General features: G+C 50.8%; 20 protein-coding genes, 1 pseudogene and 1 other annotated feature. All 21 genes and pseudogenes read right to left on the reverse strand.

All coding sequences use genetic code 11. The features are described from left to right. Positions 1-60 precede the first annotated feature (60 nt). Positions 61-942, reverse strand: a complete 882-nt coding sequence (gene pheA / locus OXB_RS15420; RefSeq protein WP_041075327.1) for a prephenate dehydratase — start codon at positions 940-942, stop codon at positions 61-63. A 90-nt stretch (positions 943-1,032) separates the two neighbouring features. Continuing rightward, positions 1,033-1,491 carry an ACT domain-containing protein gene (locus tag OXB_RS15425; protein ID WP_041075328.1) on the reverse strand — a complete coding sequence of 153 codons (459 nt, stop codon included), beginning with the start codon at positions 1,489-1,491 and terminating at the stop codon, positions 1,033-1,035. 127 nt (positions 1,492-1,618) lie between these two features. Beyond that, positions 1,619-2,908, reverse strand: coding sequence for a GTPase ObgE (gene obgE / locus OXB_RS15430; protein WP_041075329.1), 1,290 nt, complete (start codon positions 2,906-2,908; stop codon positions 1,619-1,621). Between the two features lie 14 nt (positions 2,909-2,922). Then, positions 2,923-3,447 carry a Spo0B domain-containing protein gene (locus OXB_RS18110; RefSeq protein WP_052484101.1) on the reverse strand — a complete coding sequence of 175 codons (525 nt, stop codon included), beginning with the start codon at positions 3,445-3,447 and terminating at the stop codon, positions 2,923-2,925. A 327-nt stretch (positions 3,448-3,774) separates the two neighbouring features. Continuing rightward, on the reverse strand, positions 3,775-4,065 hold the full coding sequence (gene rpmA / locus OXB_RS15445; RefSeq protein ID WP_041075331.1) for a 50S ribosomal protein L27: 291 nt from the start codon (positions 4,063-4,065) through the stop codon (positions 3,775-3,777). A 12-nt stretch (positions 4,066-4,077) separates the two neighbouring features. After that, positions 4,078-4,407, reverse strand: coding sequence for a ribosomal-processing cysteine protease Prp (locus OXB_RS15450; RefSeq protein WP_041075332.1), 330 nt, complete (start codon positions 4,405-4,407; stop codon positions 4,078-4,080). A gap of 6 nt (positions 4,408-4,413) precedes the next feature. Next, entirely contained in the window at positions 4,414-4,722 is a 309-nt protein-coding gene (rplU, locus tag OXB_RS15455) for a 50S ribosomal protein L21 (RefSeq protein WP_041075333.1), read from the reverse strand. Positions 4,723-4,736: 14 nt separating this feature from the next. After that, positions 4,737-4,811, reverse strand: a sequence feature (ribosomal protein L21 leader region). A gap of 233 nt (positions 4,812-5,044) precedes the next feature. Continuing rightward, positions 5,045-6,397: pseudogene (locus tag OXB_RS15460) on the reverse strand (catalase); the annotation flags it as partial. Between the two features lie 63 nt (positions 6,398-6,460). Next, positions 6,461-7,090: a site-2 protease family protein gene (locus OXB_RS18115; RefSeq protein WP_070098214.1), complete on the reverse strand. Its 630-nt coding sequence runs from the start codon at positions 7,088-7,090 to the stop codon at positions 6,461-6,463. Then, the gene (locus tag OXB_RS15470; protein ID WP_041075334.1) at positions 7,087-7,641 is read right to left on the reverse strand and encodes a M23 family metallopeptidase; all 555 of its coding nucleotides are present in this window, start codon (positions 7,639-7,641) and stop codon (positions 7,087-7,089) included. The genes OXB_RS18115 and OXB_RS15470 overlap by 4 nt, the downstream gene beginning before the upstream one ends. A 271-nt stretch (positions 7,642-7,912) precedes the next feature. Continuing rightward, the gene (minD, locus tag OXB_RS15475) at positions 7,913-8,710 is read right to left on the reverse strand and encodes a septum site-determining protein MinD (protein WP_041075335.1); all 798 of its coding nucleotides are present in this window, start codon (positions 8,708-8,710) and stop codon (positions 7,913-7,915) included. A gap of 1 nt (position 8,711) precedes the next feature. Further along, positions 8,712-9,383 (reverse strand): septum site-determining protein MinC, encoded by a 672-nt coding sequence (minC, locus tag OXB_RS15480; protein WP_041076978.1) that lies wholly within the window; start codon positions 9,381-9,383, stop codon positions 8,712-8,714. Positions 9,384-9,408: 25 nt separating this feature from the next. Further along, positions 9,409-9,933 (reverse strand): rod shape-determining protein MreD, encoded by a 525-nt coding sequence (mreD, locus tag OXB_RS15485; protein WP_041075336.1) that lies wholly within the window; start codon positions 9,931-9,933, stop codon positions 9,409-9,411. Further along, positions 9,930-10,823 (reverse strand): rod shape-determining protein MreC, encoded by an 894-nt coding sequence (gene mreC / locus OXB_RS15490; protein ID WP_041075337.1) that lies wholly within the window; start codon positions 10,821-10,823, stop codon positions 9,930-9,932. Before mreC ends, mreD begins: the two co-directional genes overlap by 4 nt. 19 nt (positions 10,824-10,842) lie before the next feature. Further along, on the reverse strand, positions 10,843-11,859 hold the full coding sequence (locus OXB_RS15495) for a rod shape-determining protein (RefSeq protein ID WP_041075338.1): 1,017 nt from the start codon (positions 11,857-11,859) through the stop codon (positions 10,843-10,845). Positions 11,860-12,174: 315 nt separating this feature from the next. Beyond that, positions 12,175-12,900 carry a RadC family protein gene (radC, locus tag OXB_RS15500; protein WP_052484103.1) on the reverse strand — a complete coding sequence of 242 codons (726 nt, stop codon included), beginning with the start codon at positions 12,898-12,900 and terminating at the stop codon, positions 12,175-12,177. Further along, on the reverse strand, positions 12,900-13,502 hold the full coding sequence (locus tag OXB_RS15505) for a Maf family protein (RefSeq protein WP_041075339.1): 603 nt from the start codon (positions 13,500-13,502) through the stop codon (positions 12,900-12,902). Before OXB_RS15505 ends, radC begins: the two co-directional genes overlap by 1 nt. Positions 13,503-13,588: 86 nt before the next feature. After that, positions 13,589-14,236, reverse strand: coding sequence for a hypothetical protein (locus tag OXB_RS15510; RefSeq protein WP_041075340.1), 648 nt, complete (start codon positions 14,234-14,236; stop codon positions 13,589-13,591). Between the two features lie 139 nt (positions 14,237-14,375). Next, complete coding sequence (locus OXB_RS15515) at positions 14,376-15,131, reverse strand: prepilin peptidase (RefSeq protein WP_041075341.1); 756 nt, start codon at positions 15,129-15,131, stop codon at positions 14,376-14,378. After that, the gene (locus OXB_RS15520) at positions 15,128-15,817 is read right to left on the reverse strand and encodes a hypothetical protein (RefSeq protein ID WP_052484104.1); all 690 of its coding nucleotides are present in this window, start codon (positions 15,815-15,817) and stop codon (positions 15,128-15,130) included. The genes OXB_RS15515 and OXB_RS15520 overlap by 4 nt, the downstream gene beginning before the upstream one ends. Continuing rightward, complete coding sequence (locus tag OXB_RS15525; protein WP_041075342.1) at positions 15,810-16,502, reverse strand: PilN domain-containing protein; 693 nt, start codon at positions 16,500-16,502, stop codon at positions 15,810-15,812. The genes OXB_RS15520 and OXB_RS15525 overlap by 8 nt, the downstream gene beginning before the upstream one ends. Positions 16,503-16,504: the final 2 nt, after the last annotated feature.

Raw genomic sequence — 16,504 nt, forward strand, 5'->3', positions numbered from 1 at the left:
GACAGTAGTATACGGTCAGCCCCTGCCGGAAAACAAAACAGAAACAACCGCCATGCTTGTTCAGCGTGACGGTTGTTGTTCATATGTATAGAAGGAGCCAAGCGAATGGACGGCGCAATTCAGTGCGGCCAATTCTTCAAACGCACCTTTCATCATCGGATGCTGTTCATCCTCCAAAACGTCGATGATGAAAAAATAGTGGCCCAGTCCGGTTTTCATCGGACGGGATTCAATTTTGCTCAAGTTCAGACGACGCCACGCGAAGACGGATAGGATTTGATGCAAAATACCCGGCCGGTCCTCATCCGGCAATTTAATCATCAACGTCGTTTTCGCGCTTTCCGATTTCCCGCCCAATTCCAAAAATTCCTTGCGCAATGACAGGACCACAAAACGGGTATGGTTCGTGCGGACATCATGGATGCTCTCCTCCGCAATGCGCAAATTATATGTTTCCGCCGCCAGCCGGTTGCCGATTGCTGCAATCCGCTCTTCCGGATGTTCTTGGACGTATTTCGCAGCGGCCGCCGTGGAAGTTGTCTGGATCAGTGGAACCCGGCGGTAATGATTTCGCAAATAGTTATGGCATTGCGCCAATGCATGCGGGTGGGAATGAACCGATTCCAACTCCTCCACGTGGTCCAGTTGCCGTTCATGGACCAGAAGATGCTGCTCAATCGGAATCGACAATTCCGCATTGATGAACAGATCGCTTCCGTGGAATAAATAATCCATCGTCATCGGAACCGAGCCTTCCAACGCGTTTTCCAACGGGACGACCGCGTAGGCGACATGACCGACCGTGACCGCTTCAATGCAATCAGGTATCGTCTGCTGTGGTACCAACCCCGTCGACCCGAATAAGTGGGCCGCCGCAATATGGGTGAATGAACCCTCCGGCCCCAAATAAGCGACCGTCGGTGAAAATGTTGTGTTCTCCATACATCTAGCCTCCAATTGTTCCAATCAAAATCAATAGCAACGCCGCCCCATCTCGGACGGCGTGCAATGTATCCGCGAGGAAAACACGGCTCAAATGGCCCCCGAACTGATCAACACGACAGAGTCGACAAATTCAGGCGCTTTGAGCCGTCCCAAAAACTCTTCCAACTTAATGGACATGTCGGTCACGTTTAGCGAAAGGGTGATGTTCGCCCGAGCCTGGACCGGAATTGTCTGGTGAATGGTCAAGACATTGCATTTCGCTTCCGAAATGATCCGCAACAAAGTGGCGAGCGAACCTTTCCGATCTTCCAATTGAATAAAAATCGTCAAAATCCTTTCGCTTGTGATTGATTCGAAAGGAAACACCGTATCGCGATACTTATAAAACGCACTGCGCGACAAACCGACCCGTTTTGTCGCATCTTGAATCGTCGTTTCCTCCCCGCTTGCCAGCAAACGTTTGGCTTCCAGCATTTTCTGCATGGATTCAGTCAAAGCATCTTCCCTGACCAAATAAAAATGCTGCCCTTCCCCCATTTGTTTCATCCCGATCCCCCTTGGACATTTTCTGTTTCATCTATAGAGGTTCGCAAAAGTCCGGTGAATGCCCAATCGGAGGACGCAATCCTGCAGCTTCCTGCCGATGCGGGATTCGATCCGGCTTTGCCGTTGGTTATTCAATAAATTCAAATTCGAAATTCAGGATCCGGACGATGTCGCCGTCTTTTGCCCCACGTTCCCGCAGCGCATCGTCCACGCCCATCCCGCGCATTTGTCTCGCAAATTTACGGACAGATTGATCGAAATTGAAGTCCGTCATCTTGAATAGGCGCTCGATCGTATAACCTGACAAGACATAGGCCCCATCATCATCACGGGAAATTTCAAAATCAGGCGTTTCCGATTCATGCTTGTACAATACCGAATGTTCCTCTTCCTCGACAACTTCATGAATCGGGAATTCCGGCGTCGTTTCAAGCAGTTCCGCCACGGCGAATAAAAGCTCATCCAACCCTTTCCGGGTGATGGCGGAAATCGGAAAGATTTTCGCATCTTCATTGTTTAACTTTTCCTTGAATCGCTCCAGATTCTCTTCTGCATCCGGCATATCCATTTTATTTGCGACAATGAGTTGAGGCCTTTCCGTGAGACGCAAATTGTATTTTTCCAACTCTTCATTGATGGTCACGTAATCTTCGTACGGGTCGCGCCCTTCCAGTCCTGACATATCAATAACGTGGATGATGACCCGCGTCCGTTCAATATGGCGCAGGAATTGATGACCTAATCCGACCCCTTCATGCGCTCCTTCGATCAGTCCTGGCAAATCGGCCAAGACGAAGGCCTGCCCATCTTCCGTTTCCACCATGCCGAGATTCGGGACGAGCGTCGTGAAATGGTAATCGGCGATTTTCGGTTTCGCGGCGGAAACGACGGACAGTAACGTCGATTTGCCGACACTGGGGAAACCGACCAGTCCGGCATCCGCCAATACTTTCAGCTCCAGGATGACTTCGCGCTCTACCCCCGGCTCGCCCATTTCGGATAATTCCGGTGCCGGGTTGCGGGGAGTGGCGAAGCGGCTGTTCCCACGCCCTCCCCGGCCGCCTTTCGCAATGACCGCTTTCTGGCCATGTTCCACGAGATCGGCAATGACTGTGCCGCTTTCGGCATCCGTCACGACTGTGCCAGGCGGAACTTTGACAACCAGATCGGATGCCCCGCGGCCGTGCTGGTTTTTGCTGCCGCCGTTCTCTCCTTTTGACGCCTTGAAATGGCGCTGATACCGGAAGTCCATCAAAGTGCGAAGCCCTTCATCCACGATGAAGACAACGTTGCCCCCCCGGCCACCATCCCCGCCGGCGGGACCACCGTAAGCGATGTATTTCTCCCGTCGGAAGGCGACCATTCCATCTCCTCCGTCACCGCCTTTGACATATACTTTTACATGATCGACAAACATTGATTAATATCCTCCTATTGTCCACGCACAGTGAACATCCATTGATTATGTGAAATTGACCCGTCGACCGCAAACGCATCCGCTACCGCTGGTGTAGGCTTAGGCTGTTGATTCCCCATCGGCCCTTCCACTTGGAACCGGATGAACCAATCAGTCTTCGACGAATGGACATCGATCTGCAAGTCATAAGCTGCGGTAACATCCAACCGCTTCACCGCTTCCTGGAACACCGTCTCAAGAAATTCCACAAGCGGTTCGTCCTCTACCTGCCCGACCGCCTGCTGAATTTCGCAATTCAACTTCGTTGTGAATGAAGGGAAGCGCCAGCTGAACGTACTGAGCCACAGGACGGTTTTCGGAAGCCCGAGCTTTTCCAATAGCGCACTTTGACGCATCCGCCCCGTCGCCGCTTGGATCGTTTTCTTGGCCTCGGGCAATTGCCCCAGATCGATATGCATCAGAATTAACTGAAGATCATTTAAAAAGTCATGCCTTGCAAATTTTAACGTTTCTGCCACAGACAACTGTTTATTTTTCAATCTTCCTTCACCGCCAACTCTTACATGTATACAGTATAGCACTTCCGTCCCTTTCTACGCCAAAAGAATTGATGTTGTTTTTTGGAGGGGGATGGCTGACGGGAAATTATGGGCCCGGGGCGCGGGATTATGAGCGAGAAATGCGGATTTTTGAGCGCGGGCATGGGGTTATGAGCGCGGCGCAGGAGTTATGGGCGCAGGGCGCGATGTTATGGGCGCAGCAGATTTCCGCGGTACTCGCACAATTCGTAGGGCGTAAATTGTGTGAGCACCTCTTAGCTTCCACCCAACAAAAAAAAGACCGCGCGGGGCGGTCTTTTCTGATCATTATGCTTCCTGTGCAACAGGGTACACACTGACTTTCTTTTTGTCACGGCCGAAGCGTTCGAAACGAACGACGCCGTCGACTTTTGCGAATAGAGTATCGTCTCCACCGCGGCCTACGTTTTCACCTGGGTGAATTTTTGTTCCGCGTTGGCGATAAAGGATCGAACCGCCGGAAACGAATTGACCGTCTGCACGTTTTGCGCCAAGACGTTTCGATTCGGAGTCACGACCGTTCTTTGTCGAACCTACCCCTTTTTTCGATGCGAAAAACTGAAGATCCAAGCGTAGCATTGGTTTCACCTCCTATTTTCTAAATCGTATCTGTATATGCTGTCCATAATCCTGCTCGATCGTCTGCAAAGAAACGACCATCGCCTTCAAAATCATTTGGATGTCACGCTCGGCTTCGTGTCCTTCCGGAAACTCGACTTGCAAGTAGCCGCCGTCCGATCCTTGTTGGATGGATGGCGTCATACCTGTCAGGGCGATTACCGCATTGACAGCGCCAAATGATACGGCGGACGCACCGGCGCAGACAAGGTCCTTGCCGTGCTCCGCGTAATCCGCATGGCCTTTCATTTCAAACGACCGGATGCGACCGGACGACTGTTCATGAATCGTAACTTCGATCATGCCGAATTACAGATTGATCCCGTCAATGACAACTTTCGTGTATGGTTGACGATGACCTTGTTTTTTGTGGTAGTTCTTTTTCGGTTTATATTTATAGACTGTGATTTTACGGTCGCGGCCTTGTTTCACGATTTTACCTGTGACAGTTGCCCCTTCCACGAATGGAGCTCCGACTTTCACGTCATCTCCGCCTACAAATAGGACTTTGTCAAAAGTGACGACATCGTCAGCTTCTCCCACCAATTTCTCGATGAAGATCTCTTGACCTTGCTCCACTTTGACTTGTTTCCCGCCAGTTTCAATGATTGCGTACATACCTTGCACCTCCCCTTTATACTCAGACTCGCCTTCCGAGGTGATCCGCAACGGATGCTTGTACCTTTTCAGAGCGGTTGTAGCACGGGTGCTACAAACAATAACATTTGAATATTACCATACCAAAAGTTTTACGTCAAGCCGTTCTTTCCCCATTCCATTACAATTCGTATGTCTTGCACGGCATCTCGTAAAGATAAGTTGTATTAAGTATAGAGGATGAAATCGAGGTTTTCTATCGGGGGAAGAGAATAATGCTTGGACTTGATCAAGGAGCTAGAAGACTAGTCCTGCTATTGAATCAACTTCTTTTCAACAATTACGATTTGCTCCGTGCCCGTATGGCGTGCCCATCTATTTTTTTCGGGTAAGATTCATAACCTCCTTCTTCCGGAGGGGTTGTATATGGCGTATTATCCGCCAGCGAGTTGCGATGATAGCTAACCTGGTCTACATCGATCCGATACCTCATGAAACCTTGTCTCGTATTATTACGAAACGGACAGAGCGGCCGATTGATCGGCAAGTCCTGGAAGTTCGCACTGCCCAGCCGATCATATTGTGCACTTTGATAAGCGATCAACCTACCTTGTAAAACAGGAGCATTGGAGAAATCAATCCCTGGAACGACGTATGCCGGATTGAATGCGACCTGTTCCAATTCGGCAAATTCATTATCCACATTCCGGTTTAAGGTCATTTTACCGATCATCTGAACAGGGACGACCTCTTCCGGCCAAAACTTTGCTGGATCGAGAACATCAAAATCGAAATTGAACTCATCCTCCATCGAAATGAGCTGGACGCCTAATTCGTATTCAGCATAAGCTCCGCGGTCAATCGCCTCTCTAAGATCCCGCCGATGGAAGTCCGGGTCGATTCCGCCGATTTTCTGTGCTTCATCCTGCAGCAAGGAATGGACGCCCAAGACAGGTTTCCAAACAAACCTCACAAAGGTCGCCACCCCTTGTTCATTAACAAGTAGGTACGTATTGATCGACCATGATTCCATCATTCGATAACTTCTTAAAATGCCGCGGTCGGACATGATCCACAACACCATATGAAGCGATTCCTGGTTATTCGCTACATAATCCCAAAAGGTATCGTGTGCTCCGGCAGCTGTCGGCATTCCAGTGCGCGGCTCGGGCTGATATGCGTGCATGACATCAGGGAACTACATCGCGTCTTGGTTGACTAATACAGGCATAGCAATCGTTGTTAAGTCGTAATTGCCTTCCTCTGTCTAAAACTTGACACCTTTACAACGTAAATCCCTTGCCGTATCCTTAGACCCTCTGCTTCCTTGCACAGTAGAAAACCGGACAAATACAGGAGTCTTTTTTCCAGCCTCCTGCAAAAATCCGGCTTTCGTAAATTGGCTCATCGACTGGTAGCATTCAAACTCACCATGGGCTCCGTAGCCTTTTGCATGAACTTCTCGTTCCGGGATCGGTTCATGCACAAAATGTGTCATCTTTTCAAAGAATTCATAGTCCTGACGCAAGGAAGGTCCCCGAACACCAGCCTTTAATTGGTCCTCATCGTTTGATAATTTTTTTGATTGGTTGGTCGTCAAAGGGTTTCCTGTGTTTTGTATGCGAAATCGTTCCAGTTGCTCATTCTTGCTATTTTCATTAACCTTTTTATTGTTCTTTGAAGATGGATTATCCATGAAATCCTCCTACCCTCTTGTTCTATTCTGCTCCAAATTTATCTTAAGTTCTAAGTTGATAGTCTATTCGTTTCTCTCACCGATATTTTTTCCGTGCTTTTTCAACTGTTCATAAGCCCGGCCGTATTTCCGGAACCGGAACGCCGAGATATTCTGAAAGAGAAGAAAGGCCGAGAGGAGAAGGTAAGGCAAGCTTTGAGGCAAAAAGCTGGCAAGCAACATGCTGCCGACCACTAACAGGAAGATGGAGTGAAGAAGAAAAAAAGACCGGACGCGATACCGGTTTCCTTCCTTCTCCAATAAAGCACAGAGCGCTTGTCCCCCATCCAGCGGAAGGATCGGCAGCAAATTCAACAACAGCAAGGCTTGTTGAATGAAAATCATGTCAGCCTGCCCTGGAAACGGAATAACCGAAACGAGCAGCAACAAAAGCGCCGTCGCCATCGGGCCGCCTAGTGCGACGAGGAGCCGATCCCGTTTCGGAGCCAGCTGCCGATCCGGGATGATCAACTCCCCGCCATAGGGCATGATCGTGCAAGACCGTACCCGCATGCCGACCGAACGGGCCGCTGCCAGATGTCCCGTTTCATGGAACAACAAGGAAACAAAAAGGAGGGCATACATGGCAATGCCCCCCGTTACGATAAGGAATAGGAAAAATGGCAACAACAATGGATGAAGCCGCATCCTCATTTGCCTTCTCCCGAAAAGTACGTCGGCAGCAAGGACGCATCCAATGGAACGCCGTCACGCTTCACCATTAAATACACAGCCCCTTCCCCCATCATCGCGAGCGTGTCCCCCCGTTTGACGGTCGTATAAGGAAGCTTTGAAAAGGTTTCCACAAAGCCGTACGTCACCTCATCACCATCGTCGTAGAGAACCGTGATCGTCTTCCCGGATTGACGGGTGAACCCGGTAAATACGACGAGCCCATTTCCCTGCGCCTCGATTGGCAACGATTGCGAATAGGATGCAATGACCCCGTCTTGAAACGGCTGCATGGAGTCATATCCTGAAAATGGATCATCCCGATGCGGGTCGCCTGCCATGACCGCAATGGTATCATCATCCGAATCGCCGATCATAGAAGCAATCCATTTCTTGATGGCCACGAAATCTTTACCGGAAGTGACGTATGGCGTGACGGGCTTTTGAATAACGCCTAGATTCTCCATCTTGGCGGCACTGAAAATCCCGACTGTCAACAGGAGCGCCAAAAACCACTTCGTCCTCCATTTCATCCGTCCGCACCACCCGTTTTTTTCAGTATATGTTGGAGACGGCCGGAATAGTAGGTAGAAATTAATCTTGGGAGAAACAAACTGAGCGAACTATCATGGCAATTCGGGCAACTGTAAGGACAATCCACCAAACTCTAAGAGCTAACGGAGAAACTGTCATGGTCAGGCCCGGCCTTCCCCTCCCGACTGCCCAAAGCCAAAATTAAAAATAAAAAAAATCGCTCCCCCAACCCACCAAAAAAACCTCCAACCGAAGTCGAAGGTTTTCCAATCATCGTGCAAAGATGGATTTCAATTTTCCAAAGAAACCGGGCTTCCCTGCATCAAGGGACATTAACGGCACCGATTCCCCGAGGATACGGCGGGCGATGTTCCGGTAGCCGGTCGCGGCCGGATTCGCCGGATTCATGACAACCGGCTCTCCTTTATTCGATGAGCTGATGACATTTTCGTCATCCAAGACGATGCCGAGCAGATCAATGGATAAATGGGTCGTGATTTCATTGACGTCCAACGCGTCCCCTGAATCCATGAGCTGCCGCTTGATGCGGTTGATGATGAGCTTCGGCGGCTCGATATCCTCTTGCTCGAGCAGACCGATGATCCGGTCGGCATCCCGGACAGCCGAGATTTCCGGCGTGGTGACGACGATGGCGCTGTCCGCGCCTGCCACCGCATTTTTATACCCCTGCTCAATTCCCGCAGGGCAATCTATTAAAATATAATCGTAATCGCGTTTCAGTTCAGTAATCAACGCCTTCATCTGTTCGGCGGTCACCGCATTCTTATCGGTCGTCTGGGCGGCTGGCAATAAGAACAGTCCATCTTCGAACCGTTTGTCTTTGACGAGCGCCTGCTGGATCTTGCAACGGCCCTCGATGACATCGACGAGGTCATAAATGATCCGGTTCTCCAGTCCGAGGATGACATCGAGATTCCGCAAGCCGATATCCGTGTCCACCAGGCACACTTTCCTGCCTTGCAGAGCGAGCGCTGTCCCGAGATTCGCCGTAGTCGTCGTCTTGCCGACGCCCCCTTTGCCAGATGTTATTACAATCGCTTCTCCCAAATTAGATTCCTCCTTTGAACGATGATAGACCTGGCCGGAGATTCCGCAATTCCTGCAGACGGTCAATCGCGATGAATCCGTTCGGATGCAAATACGCGCATTCCATTTCTGGATGCTCGGATAAGATGGTTAATTCATCTGTCATCGTTTCCAATCTATCGGCAATCCGGAGATGCGTCGCCTCGAGCCAGGATGCGGCGATCACCGCCTGCTCGTTCCCGTTCGCTCCGGCATGCGCCATCCCCTTCAACCGACCGAGAACGAAAATATTGCCCGCCGCGATGACTTGTCCATTCGGATTGACATCGCCAATGACAACCAGATCGCCCTTCGCTTCAATGATCTGCCCGGAGCGGACGATACCGACGAACGTTTCGGATTGTTGCTCCATCACTTTTCGATTGCATTCTTCCATCGTGATCACATCACTTTTGATTTTCGAGACTCGGAGATTCGGAGATTCATGGATGATTCCCATGATCTCCCGCAATTCCTCCTCGGTGCAAAAACGGTTGCCGGTATGGACCCGTACTTCCGCAAGCCCTTCCAAGGCGCTGTCCTGCACTTTATCGCGGAGCTCTGCCATCAGATCCGAATACGCGCATTTATCATCAAGACGTAGGACAAGGCCATCTTTCGTCCCTTTGATCGTCACATATTGCTGCTTCGTCATTTGCGACACCCCGCAGTCCCCTTACTCATAGAATTTCGCCCTGTCGTTGCAATATCCTCTTATCTATCAGATTTTTAAACAGCCATCCGAAAAGGGCGATGAATATCGAATTGGCAATCATGGTCGGCAACAGCCGGCTGGATAGGAATTCGTCGAACCCGATCGACGTCAACGAAACCAATGCGGCAAAGAAATACGAAAGCAATTCGAGAACCGCAATGAGAAATAAAATCAACAAAATGACTGTCATCATATGCCGATGGACTTGACGGATGATCAAGGAGGCAATGAAACAGATCAACGGAAAAAGAAAGGCATATAAGCCAATAATATCAATGTGAAACATATCATACAAGAGTCCAAGAATGATACCATAGGTAATTGCCCGTTGCCGGCTGTAGAAAACCGTGATGAAAATGAGATACACGATGACGAACCGAGGGACCAGCGTATAGCGCTCCCCTCCGAGCTCGATCGGCGAAAACAGGCTGAATACCGGCTCCAGAAAAAAGAGAAGAACAGCAATGAGAGGGATGACGAACCGGCTCATGATTCATCCTCCCTCTCCGTACCTGCCGTCCCGTTCCCATCAGTTCCATCCACTGTCTCGGACTGTCGCTTCGTGACCATCACATGATCCAACATGGAAAATTCAGCCGCCGGGCGGATAAACACCATTTTCGTCAAACCATGGTCATCCGTCGACACTTCCGTCACTTCCCCGATGAGCAGACCCGCCGGGAAAATGCCGCCAAGACCAGATGAAATGACCTTTTGGCCTTTCTCCACTTCGAATGAAGAATCAATCCGCTTCATGATCAATTCACGGCGTGACCGGTCATATCCCTCGATCAAGCCGAAAGCGGGCTTTTCGCCCGGAATGACGGAAGCGACCCGGAAATTCCGATTTTCCGTTGATAGCAATTCAACAGTCGAAGTGAATTTATTCACAAGGATGATTTTGCCGATCAAACCATTTGCGGTGATGACGGCCATATTCTCCTTGACCCCATGGACTTGCCCTTTATCAATGATGATTTTCTCTTCCCACTGATCGGGGTTCCGGGAGATGACTGTCGCATGAACCGGTTCATAGGCACGCAGGTCCTCTTCCTTGCCAATGATGTCGCGCAAGCGTTTATTTTCAGCTTGTACATCCATCAAGGCCGCCTGGTTCTCCGCATATTCGGTCAGGCGCGCTTTCAACCGTTTATTCTCTTCGTATGTATTCAAGACTGCATCAATATTTCCGATGATGTTCGTTACATAATGCGTCGGCTTCGAAAAAAGGGACTGACCGAAGCCGACGACATCATTAACAATTTGCTCCGGTAGGGAGGCATTTTGCCGGTCTCGCAGGGAGAATGATATTAAAGCGACGAGGACAATGATGCCCACGAGCAATAAAATCAATCGTTTATTTGAAAAAAATCGCGGCATTGCCTGAATCCTCCCTTAATTATCTCGCTTGCATTTTTTTGATGATCTCAATATTATCCAACGCTTTGCCCGTGCCGATCGCGACACAGTCAAGCGGGTCTTCGGCGATGAAAACAGGCATGTTCGTCTCGTCGGAGATGACCTTATCCAAGTTTTGGAGAAGAGCTCCCCCGCCTGTCAACACGATGCCCCGCTCCATGACGTCGGACGATAATTCAGGAGGTGTCGTTTCCAGCGTCTTCTTCACGCCGTCGATGATTTGCAAAATCGATTCGCGCAGCGCTTCGACGATTTCATCTGAACTGATATCAATCGTTTTCGGCAAGCCAGTCAACAGGTCGCGCCCGCGGATTTCCATCTTTTCGGATTTTCCGGACACTTTGGCAGAACCGATTTCAATCTTGATCGCCTCTGCAGTCCGTTCACCGATCGTCAGATTGTACGTTTTCCGTATGTAGCTGATGATGGCCCCATCCATCGTGTCACCACCGACACGGATTGATTCGCTCGTCACGATACCGCCGAGTGAGATGACCGCAACTTCCGTCGTACCTCCACCAATATCGACGACCATGCTGCCGGTAGGTTCCCAAACTGGTAGGTTTGCCCCGATGGCAGCGGCAAACGGCTCCTCGATGGTGAACGCATCTTTTGCGCCCGCTTGACGGGATGCATCGATGACCGCACGCTGCTCGACGGATGTGATGCCGTACGGTACGCAAATCATGACATTCGGCTTTTTGAAGGAACCGCCGGAAGCTTTCCCCGCTTCTTTCATATAATGTTCAATCATCGCTGTCGTCGTTTCGAAATCAGCGATGACTCCGTCTTTCATCGGACGTGTAGCGACGATAGAGCCAGGAGTCCGGCCGATCATGTTTTTCGCAGCACTCCCAACGGCCACGATTTCACCAGTCACCGTATTTTTTGCAACGACGGAAGGCTCGCGCAATACGATGCCTTTCCCTTTTATAAAAACTAAAGTGTTCGCAGTTCCCAAGTCGATCCCGACATCTTTTGATCCAAATCCAAACAAGATTGTTCTTCCTTTCTCCTAAACCGTTCAGGACGGCATTCATCAATTGTCGCTCGGCGAAATGTAAAATCCCCCGGCAGTTGAAACTTGAACAAGCAAATCAGTGTTGTACAAAGATTTGGCTGAACCAAGTTAAAATCATACAACACATTATAACGGAATGGAGGACAAATTCACAGTGTCACATATATCCTATCTTGATTCTATGAACGAACGCCTAGTGTCCCAGTCCAGCAAATTCCATTTCCCGCTGTTCACATTACATTATACCCCTGAAAAAGCGCCAGTGGAAAAAGTTCTTTCCACTGGCGCAGCTCACATATATCCTTTTTCTTTCAAACTGATGAACTTATGATCGCCGATGATCACATGGTCCAGCACTTCGATGCCCATGATCGATCCGGCCTCTGTCAGCCGCTTCGTCACTTCAATGTCCTCTGGCGACGGCGCCGGATTCCCGGAAGGGTGGTTATGCGATACAATGATAGAAGCGGCCGACCGTTTGACGGCTTCGCGGAAGATCTCCCTTGGATGCACGATGGAAGAGTTCAGGCTGCCGATGAACACCGTCTGCTTATGAAGCACTTCGTTTTTGACGTTGAGGAACAGGACGACAAAATGCTCCTGGTTCAAGGACGCCATATCGGTCATGAGATAGGCGGCGGCATCTTCCGGCGAACGGATGACATACCGGCCTTCCGAATGTTGCCGGTACAGCCGTTTGCCGATCTCAACAGCCGCGAGAAGCTGTACCGCCTTCGCTTTGCCGACCCCTTTTACGGATGTCATCTCTTCGATTGTCGCAAATTTCAAATCCTGGATCTTATCGAATGTGGACAAGATCCGATTAGCCAATACGAGGACGGATGCCTCCTTCGTCCCAGTCCGCAGCAGAATGGCGATCAGCTCCTGGTTGGAAAGACTTTCCGCCCCTTGCCGGATGAGCCGCTCGCGTGGCCGATCCGCAATATGTACATCCCGGATCATCAGTTTCGGTTCCATGTCCAGATCGACGTCCACCTCTTGTTCGAGATCAATCATCAATGGACAGGTCCTCCTATTGAAATCAATCCAAGCCCTTGTAAACGGGCCGCCAGCTCGGCGATCGGCAAACCGACGACCGCATGGTAATCCCCCTCGATCTTGTCCACGAACAGGGCGCCCGCCGTCTGGATCCCATACGCCCCCGCCTTGTCCATCGGATCCCCTGATGCGACATAAGCATCGATAAGGGCGATGTCCAGCTCCCGGAAAGTCACTTTTGTCTCCACGGAAAATGTGACGACTTCGCCATTGACGTAGATGCCGACCCCTGTCGTGACAGTATGGGTGTTATTCGATAGCTCCTCCAAAAAGCGTTTAGCTTCCTCCGCATCATCCGGTTTCGGATAAATCCGCCCGTCCAGAGAAACAATTGTATCCGCACCGATGACGATGGCCGAATCATGCAATTGAGCGACCGCCATCGTTTTTTCCTTGGCCAACGCTTCGACATATTGCCTCCCATCCATATCGTCGATCGCCAAATCTTCGGACACGTGGCTCGGAATGACTTCAAACGGAAAGCCGAGCAGACCGAGCAGTTCCTTCCGACGCGGCGATCCCGATGCCAGAATGACCGGTTTTGTAGCCATGAATTTCATTGTTCCCAACCTCCTTTATCCCATCATATCGGATAAATGAATTGTGTCCAAACGCCGACAATTTCATTTTGTCCTGTTTTTCGACGTTAAAACGAAATTTTGGCACATCGGTCCGTATGCGAATAATGGGAGAGGAGGTGGAGCCGCACGATCCTCAAATCTTCTGTAAATGCCGTAATGGCCGAGAGATTCTGGGCAAACCCCTTCGCCTGGGCATCCTCTTTTGCACCCTTCTCCGGACTCGCCAAAGTTTTGATTTTGGCAATATCGGTCTCCGTCAGGACCGTTTTCAATTGGCCCGCCCCTACTGACTGGCATGCAGCAGTTTCGACGGAAAACGTCTTCCGGTAGGTCCCTTCCGATTCGCTCGCCTCGATGTCGCCTTCCTCCAAACCGATTGCGGACCAGACATAAAACTGATTGTCCGCCTGGATGATAGCGGCCTTTGCGAGGTCCGGCTGTTCCGCGATGAACGAAGCCGCGGCTTCGCTCGTAGAAAAGGCGCCATGCTGTTTCGCGTACATGCGGATCGGCTGCTCCTCTGCGGGCGCCGTCGTCTCGACCGGTGCCGGGCCCCCCGTCGGCACTTCCGGCGTTGCTGAGCCGGCCGTCTCCTTCCCTTTCGTGCCGATCATCAAAAATCCGATGACCGCGACTGCGGCGATTCCGACCAGCACCCCATGCAGCATCGCAGCAAAAACGGTCATCTTGGAATAACGTTTTCCGAACTTCATGTCCAACCACCCCGTTCTACGGTATTCAGCTCTCGTGCCCAGCCTCGGCCAAGCGACTTCGCTTTTATAAGTAACCGTAACAAAACAGGCATGAAAAAGAACAAGACGTGTGTCGCCTTGTTCGAGGAAATTTTATGACTTAAAAGAACAAACTGCCGTACCAATTGACAAAATCGGCCCCCCAGAAATAGGACAGGACAGCGCCAAGTGCAATGGATGGGCCGAAGGGGATCGGCGTCTTCCGTCCTTGTTTCGTCTTTTTCAGAAAGAGAAGGCCGACAATCGAACCGATGACAGACGCAAAGAATAGCGTCAAGAGGACCAATTTCGTGCCGAGCACGAGTCCGAGGACGAAGAACAGTTTAACATCGCCGCCCCCCATGCCGCCTTTCGACAACTCCATGATTAAAAACAACACGCCGAAGCCCACCGCAGCCCCCAGAAACGCATCCCACCATGGGGCCAAGGGGATGAACAGCCGAAGCACCCCAAGAACTATGGCGAACGGCAGGAGCACTTTATTCGGAATGAGCATATAAGCGAGGTCGGACACCGTGATAATGACAAGCATCGACATGAATAAAATCGCGATGACCAACTCCGGGCGGAACCCGAGTAAATAATAGGATAGCCCGAATAGCACGCCTGTCATGAGCTCCATGAACGGATAGATGGCGCTGATTTTCGTCCCGCATCCCCTGCATTTCCCCCTTAGGAACAGATATGAGAACACCGGAATGAGGTCAAGCACACGAAGCCGCCTGCCGCATTGGGTACAATGCGACGGCGGCGAGACGATGGACTCCTTCTTCGGAACGCGTAAGCCGACGACGTTGAAGAAGGAACCGAAGATGAGGCCGTAGAGGAAAAAGAACGACGTCCAAAGCACGGTCATTTCTCGTCCTCCCGAACCACTCCGCTATTGTACGGCGTCGGGTCCGCCTTGTCGGCTGGCAGCGGTGCATCCGTCTTCGGTGCTTCCGGTTCCAGCTCGATAAGATCGCCGCGGTAAAACGCATTGAAAGCAATCGTCATCTGCATCGGCTCCACTTCCGATTCCATGTCACGGAGCTCTTCCGGCGCATCGATCATAATGGACTCGATCACGTAGACCCGCTCCATCTTCTCGATTTCATCGATGAACTTCTGGACATCCAAATAGGATACGGCCTCCAAATACACTTCCGTCAGCAACCGGCTGACATTTTCTACGTGTTCGGGCGGATTTTCGATGACATAATCACTGTGGGTGAATGTCACATCTTGCACAAAACTACCCGATTTGACTTCCGCTTTTTCGACTTGCAGAAGCACCGCTTCCTCCAATGGCTTGACAGGGACCTTTCGTTGCAATGGCTGCGAAGTTCCCGAGGTTTCATTCGACAACGCTTGTCCGGCAGCCTGCTTGCGAAGCGCAAACAGGACATCCCGTTCATTGGCGATCGTCTGCTTCATCTGGTCGTTCGCTTCCTTTACTGGGGCGTAGATGAGGAAATAGGAATATAAGCAAAGGGCGATGAGGAACACGATGGACAAGGCCAAGAGTGCCCCTTCCTTTTGCCGTTTTGACCAACTACTCATTTAGATCCCCTCCCTCATCCGGTTCAGGTTCCGCATCCGTCACGTCGGCAGCCGGTTCCTCTGTATCTGCCTCTTCAACAGCTCCTTCTTCCTCCGCTTCCCCTTCAGATGCGGGTGACACGCCCCGTTCGTCAATAAAGGAAATCACATAAGTGGCAAGATAGCGCGGCATCACATCATGCGTGACGTCGGATTCTTCCTCCGTCACCGTTTCTGTCGTCACCGATTCCAGAACGAGGCCTTCTATGTATTCCGAGGAGGCGAGCCGCGCGTAATAATGGGCGGCTTCCGGCTTATCATCAAACTGCACGACAACGGTCGCCAAGTTCGGAGCTGTGAATTCGAACGAACGAAAAAACCCGCGTTCCGGCAATGCCTGGATCAGGTCTTTCAGAAGAGGAACAGTTTCGTATCGGAACGATTCAGCCCATTCGACCGTGTAAGCAAGCTGCTTCCGTGCATCCAGATTCTCCGAAGAAGGAAGAAGATCACGGACGGCCTGCTGCTCCTCCTGCAAAGCGGTCTGCTGCAAGAGCAAATCCGCCGTTTCATCTTCCAACTTATTAGAAAGGAAAAACAAGACGCCCCAAAACAAAACAGCCACACCGAGAATGGCCAGTGCAGCTAACAGAAGCGTCGAACGCTCCCTCTCCTTTTCAGGCAATAGATTAATATCGACTAACATCG

It is taken from the genome of Bacillus sp. OxB-1 (genome assembly GCF_000829195.1).
Lineage (GTDB): Bacteria > Bacillota > Bacilli > Bacillales_A > Planococcaceae > Sporosarcina.

Coding starts and splice junctions, on each gene's coding strand:
- pheA (WP_041075327.1), bottom strand. CDS start 942: ATGGAGAACACAACATTTTCACCGACGGTCGCTTATTTGGGGCCGGAG.
- OXB_RS15425 (WP_041075328.1), bottom strand. CDS start 1,491: ATGAAACAAATGGGGGAAGGGCAGCATTTTTATTTGGTCAGGGAAGAT.
- obgE (WP_041075329.1), bottom strand. CDS start 2,908: ATGTTTGTCGATCATGTAAAAGTATATGTCAAAGGCGGTGACGGAGGA.
- rpmA (WP_041075331.1), bottom strand. CDS start 4,065: ATGCTACGCTTGGATCTTCAGTTTTTCGCATCGAAAAAAGGGGTAGGT.
- OXB_RS15450 (WP_041075332.1), bottom strand. CDS start 4,407: ATGATCGAAGTTACGATTCATGAACAGTCGTCCGGTCGCATCCGGTCG.
- rplU (WP_041075333.1), bottom strand. CDS start 4,722: ATGTACGCAATCATTGAAACTGGCGGGAAACAAGTCAAAGTGGAGCAA.
- OXB_RS18115 (WP_070098214.1), bottom strand. CDS start 7,090: ATGAGGATGCGGCTTCATCCATTGTTGTTGCCATTTTTCCTATTCCTT.
- OXB_RS15470 (WP_041075334.1), bottom strand. CDS start 7,641: ATGAAATGGAGGACGAAGTGGTTTTTGGCGCTCCTGTTGACAGTCGGG.
- minC (WP_041076978.1), bottom strand. CDS start 9,383: ATGACGAAGCAGCAATATGTGACGATCAAAGGGACGAAAGATGGCCTT.
- mreD (WP_041075336.1), bottom strand. CDS start 9,933: ATGAGCCGGTTCGTCATCCCTCTCATTGCTGTTCTTCTCTTTTTTCTG.
- mreC (WP_041075337.1), bottom strand. CDS start 10,823: ATGCCGCGATTTTTTTCAAATAAACGATTGATTTTATTGCTCGTGGGC.
- radC (WP_052484103.1), bottom strand. CDS start 12,900: ATGATTGATCTCGAACAAGAGGTGGACGTCGATCTGGACATGGAACCG.
- OXB_RS15505 (WP_041075339.1), bottom strand. CDS start 13,502: ATGAAATTCATGGCTACAAAACCGGTCATTCTGGCATCGGGATCGCCG.
- OXB_RS15510 (WP_041075340.1), bottom strand. CDS start 14,236: ATGAAGTTCGGAAAACGTTATTCCAAGATGACCGTTTTTGCTGCGATG.
- OXB_RS15515 (WP_041075341.1), bottom strand. CDS start 15,131: ATGACCGTGCTTTGGACGTCGTTCTTTTTCCTCTACGGCCTCATCTTC.
- OXB_RS15520 (WP_052484104.1), bottom strand. CDS start 15,817: ATGAGTAGTTGGTCAAAACGGCAAAAGGAAGGGGCACTCTTGGCCTTG.
- OXB_RS15525 (WP_041075342.1), bottom strand. CDS start 16,502: ATGTTAGTCGATATTAATCTATTGCCTGAAAAGGAGAGGGAGCGTTCG.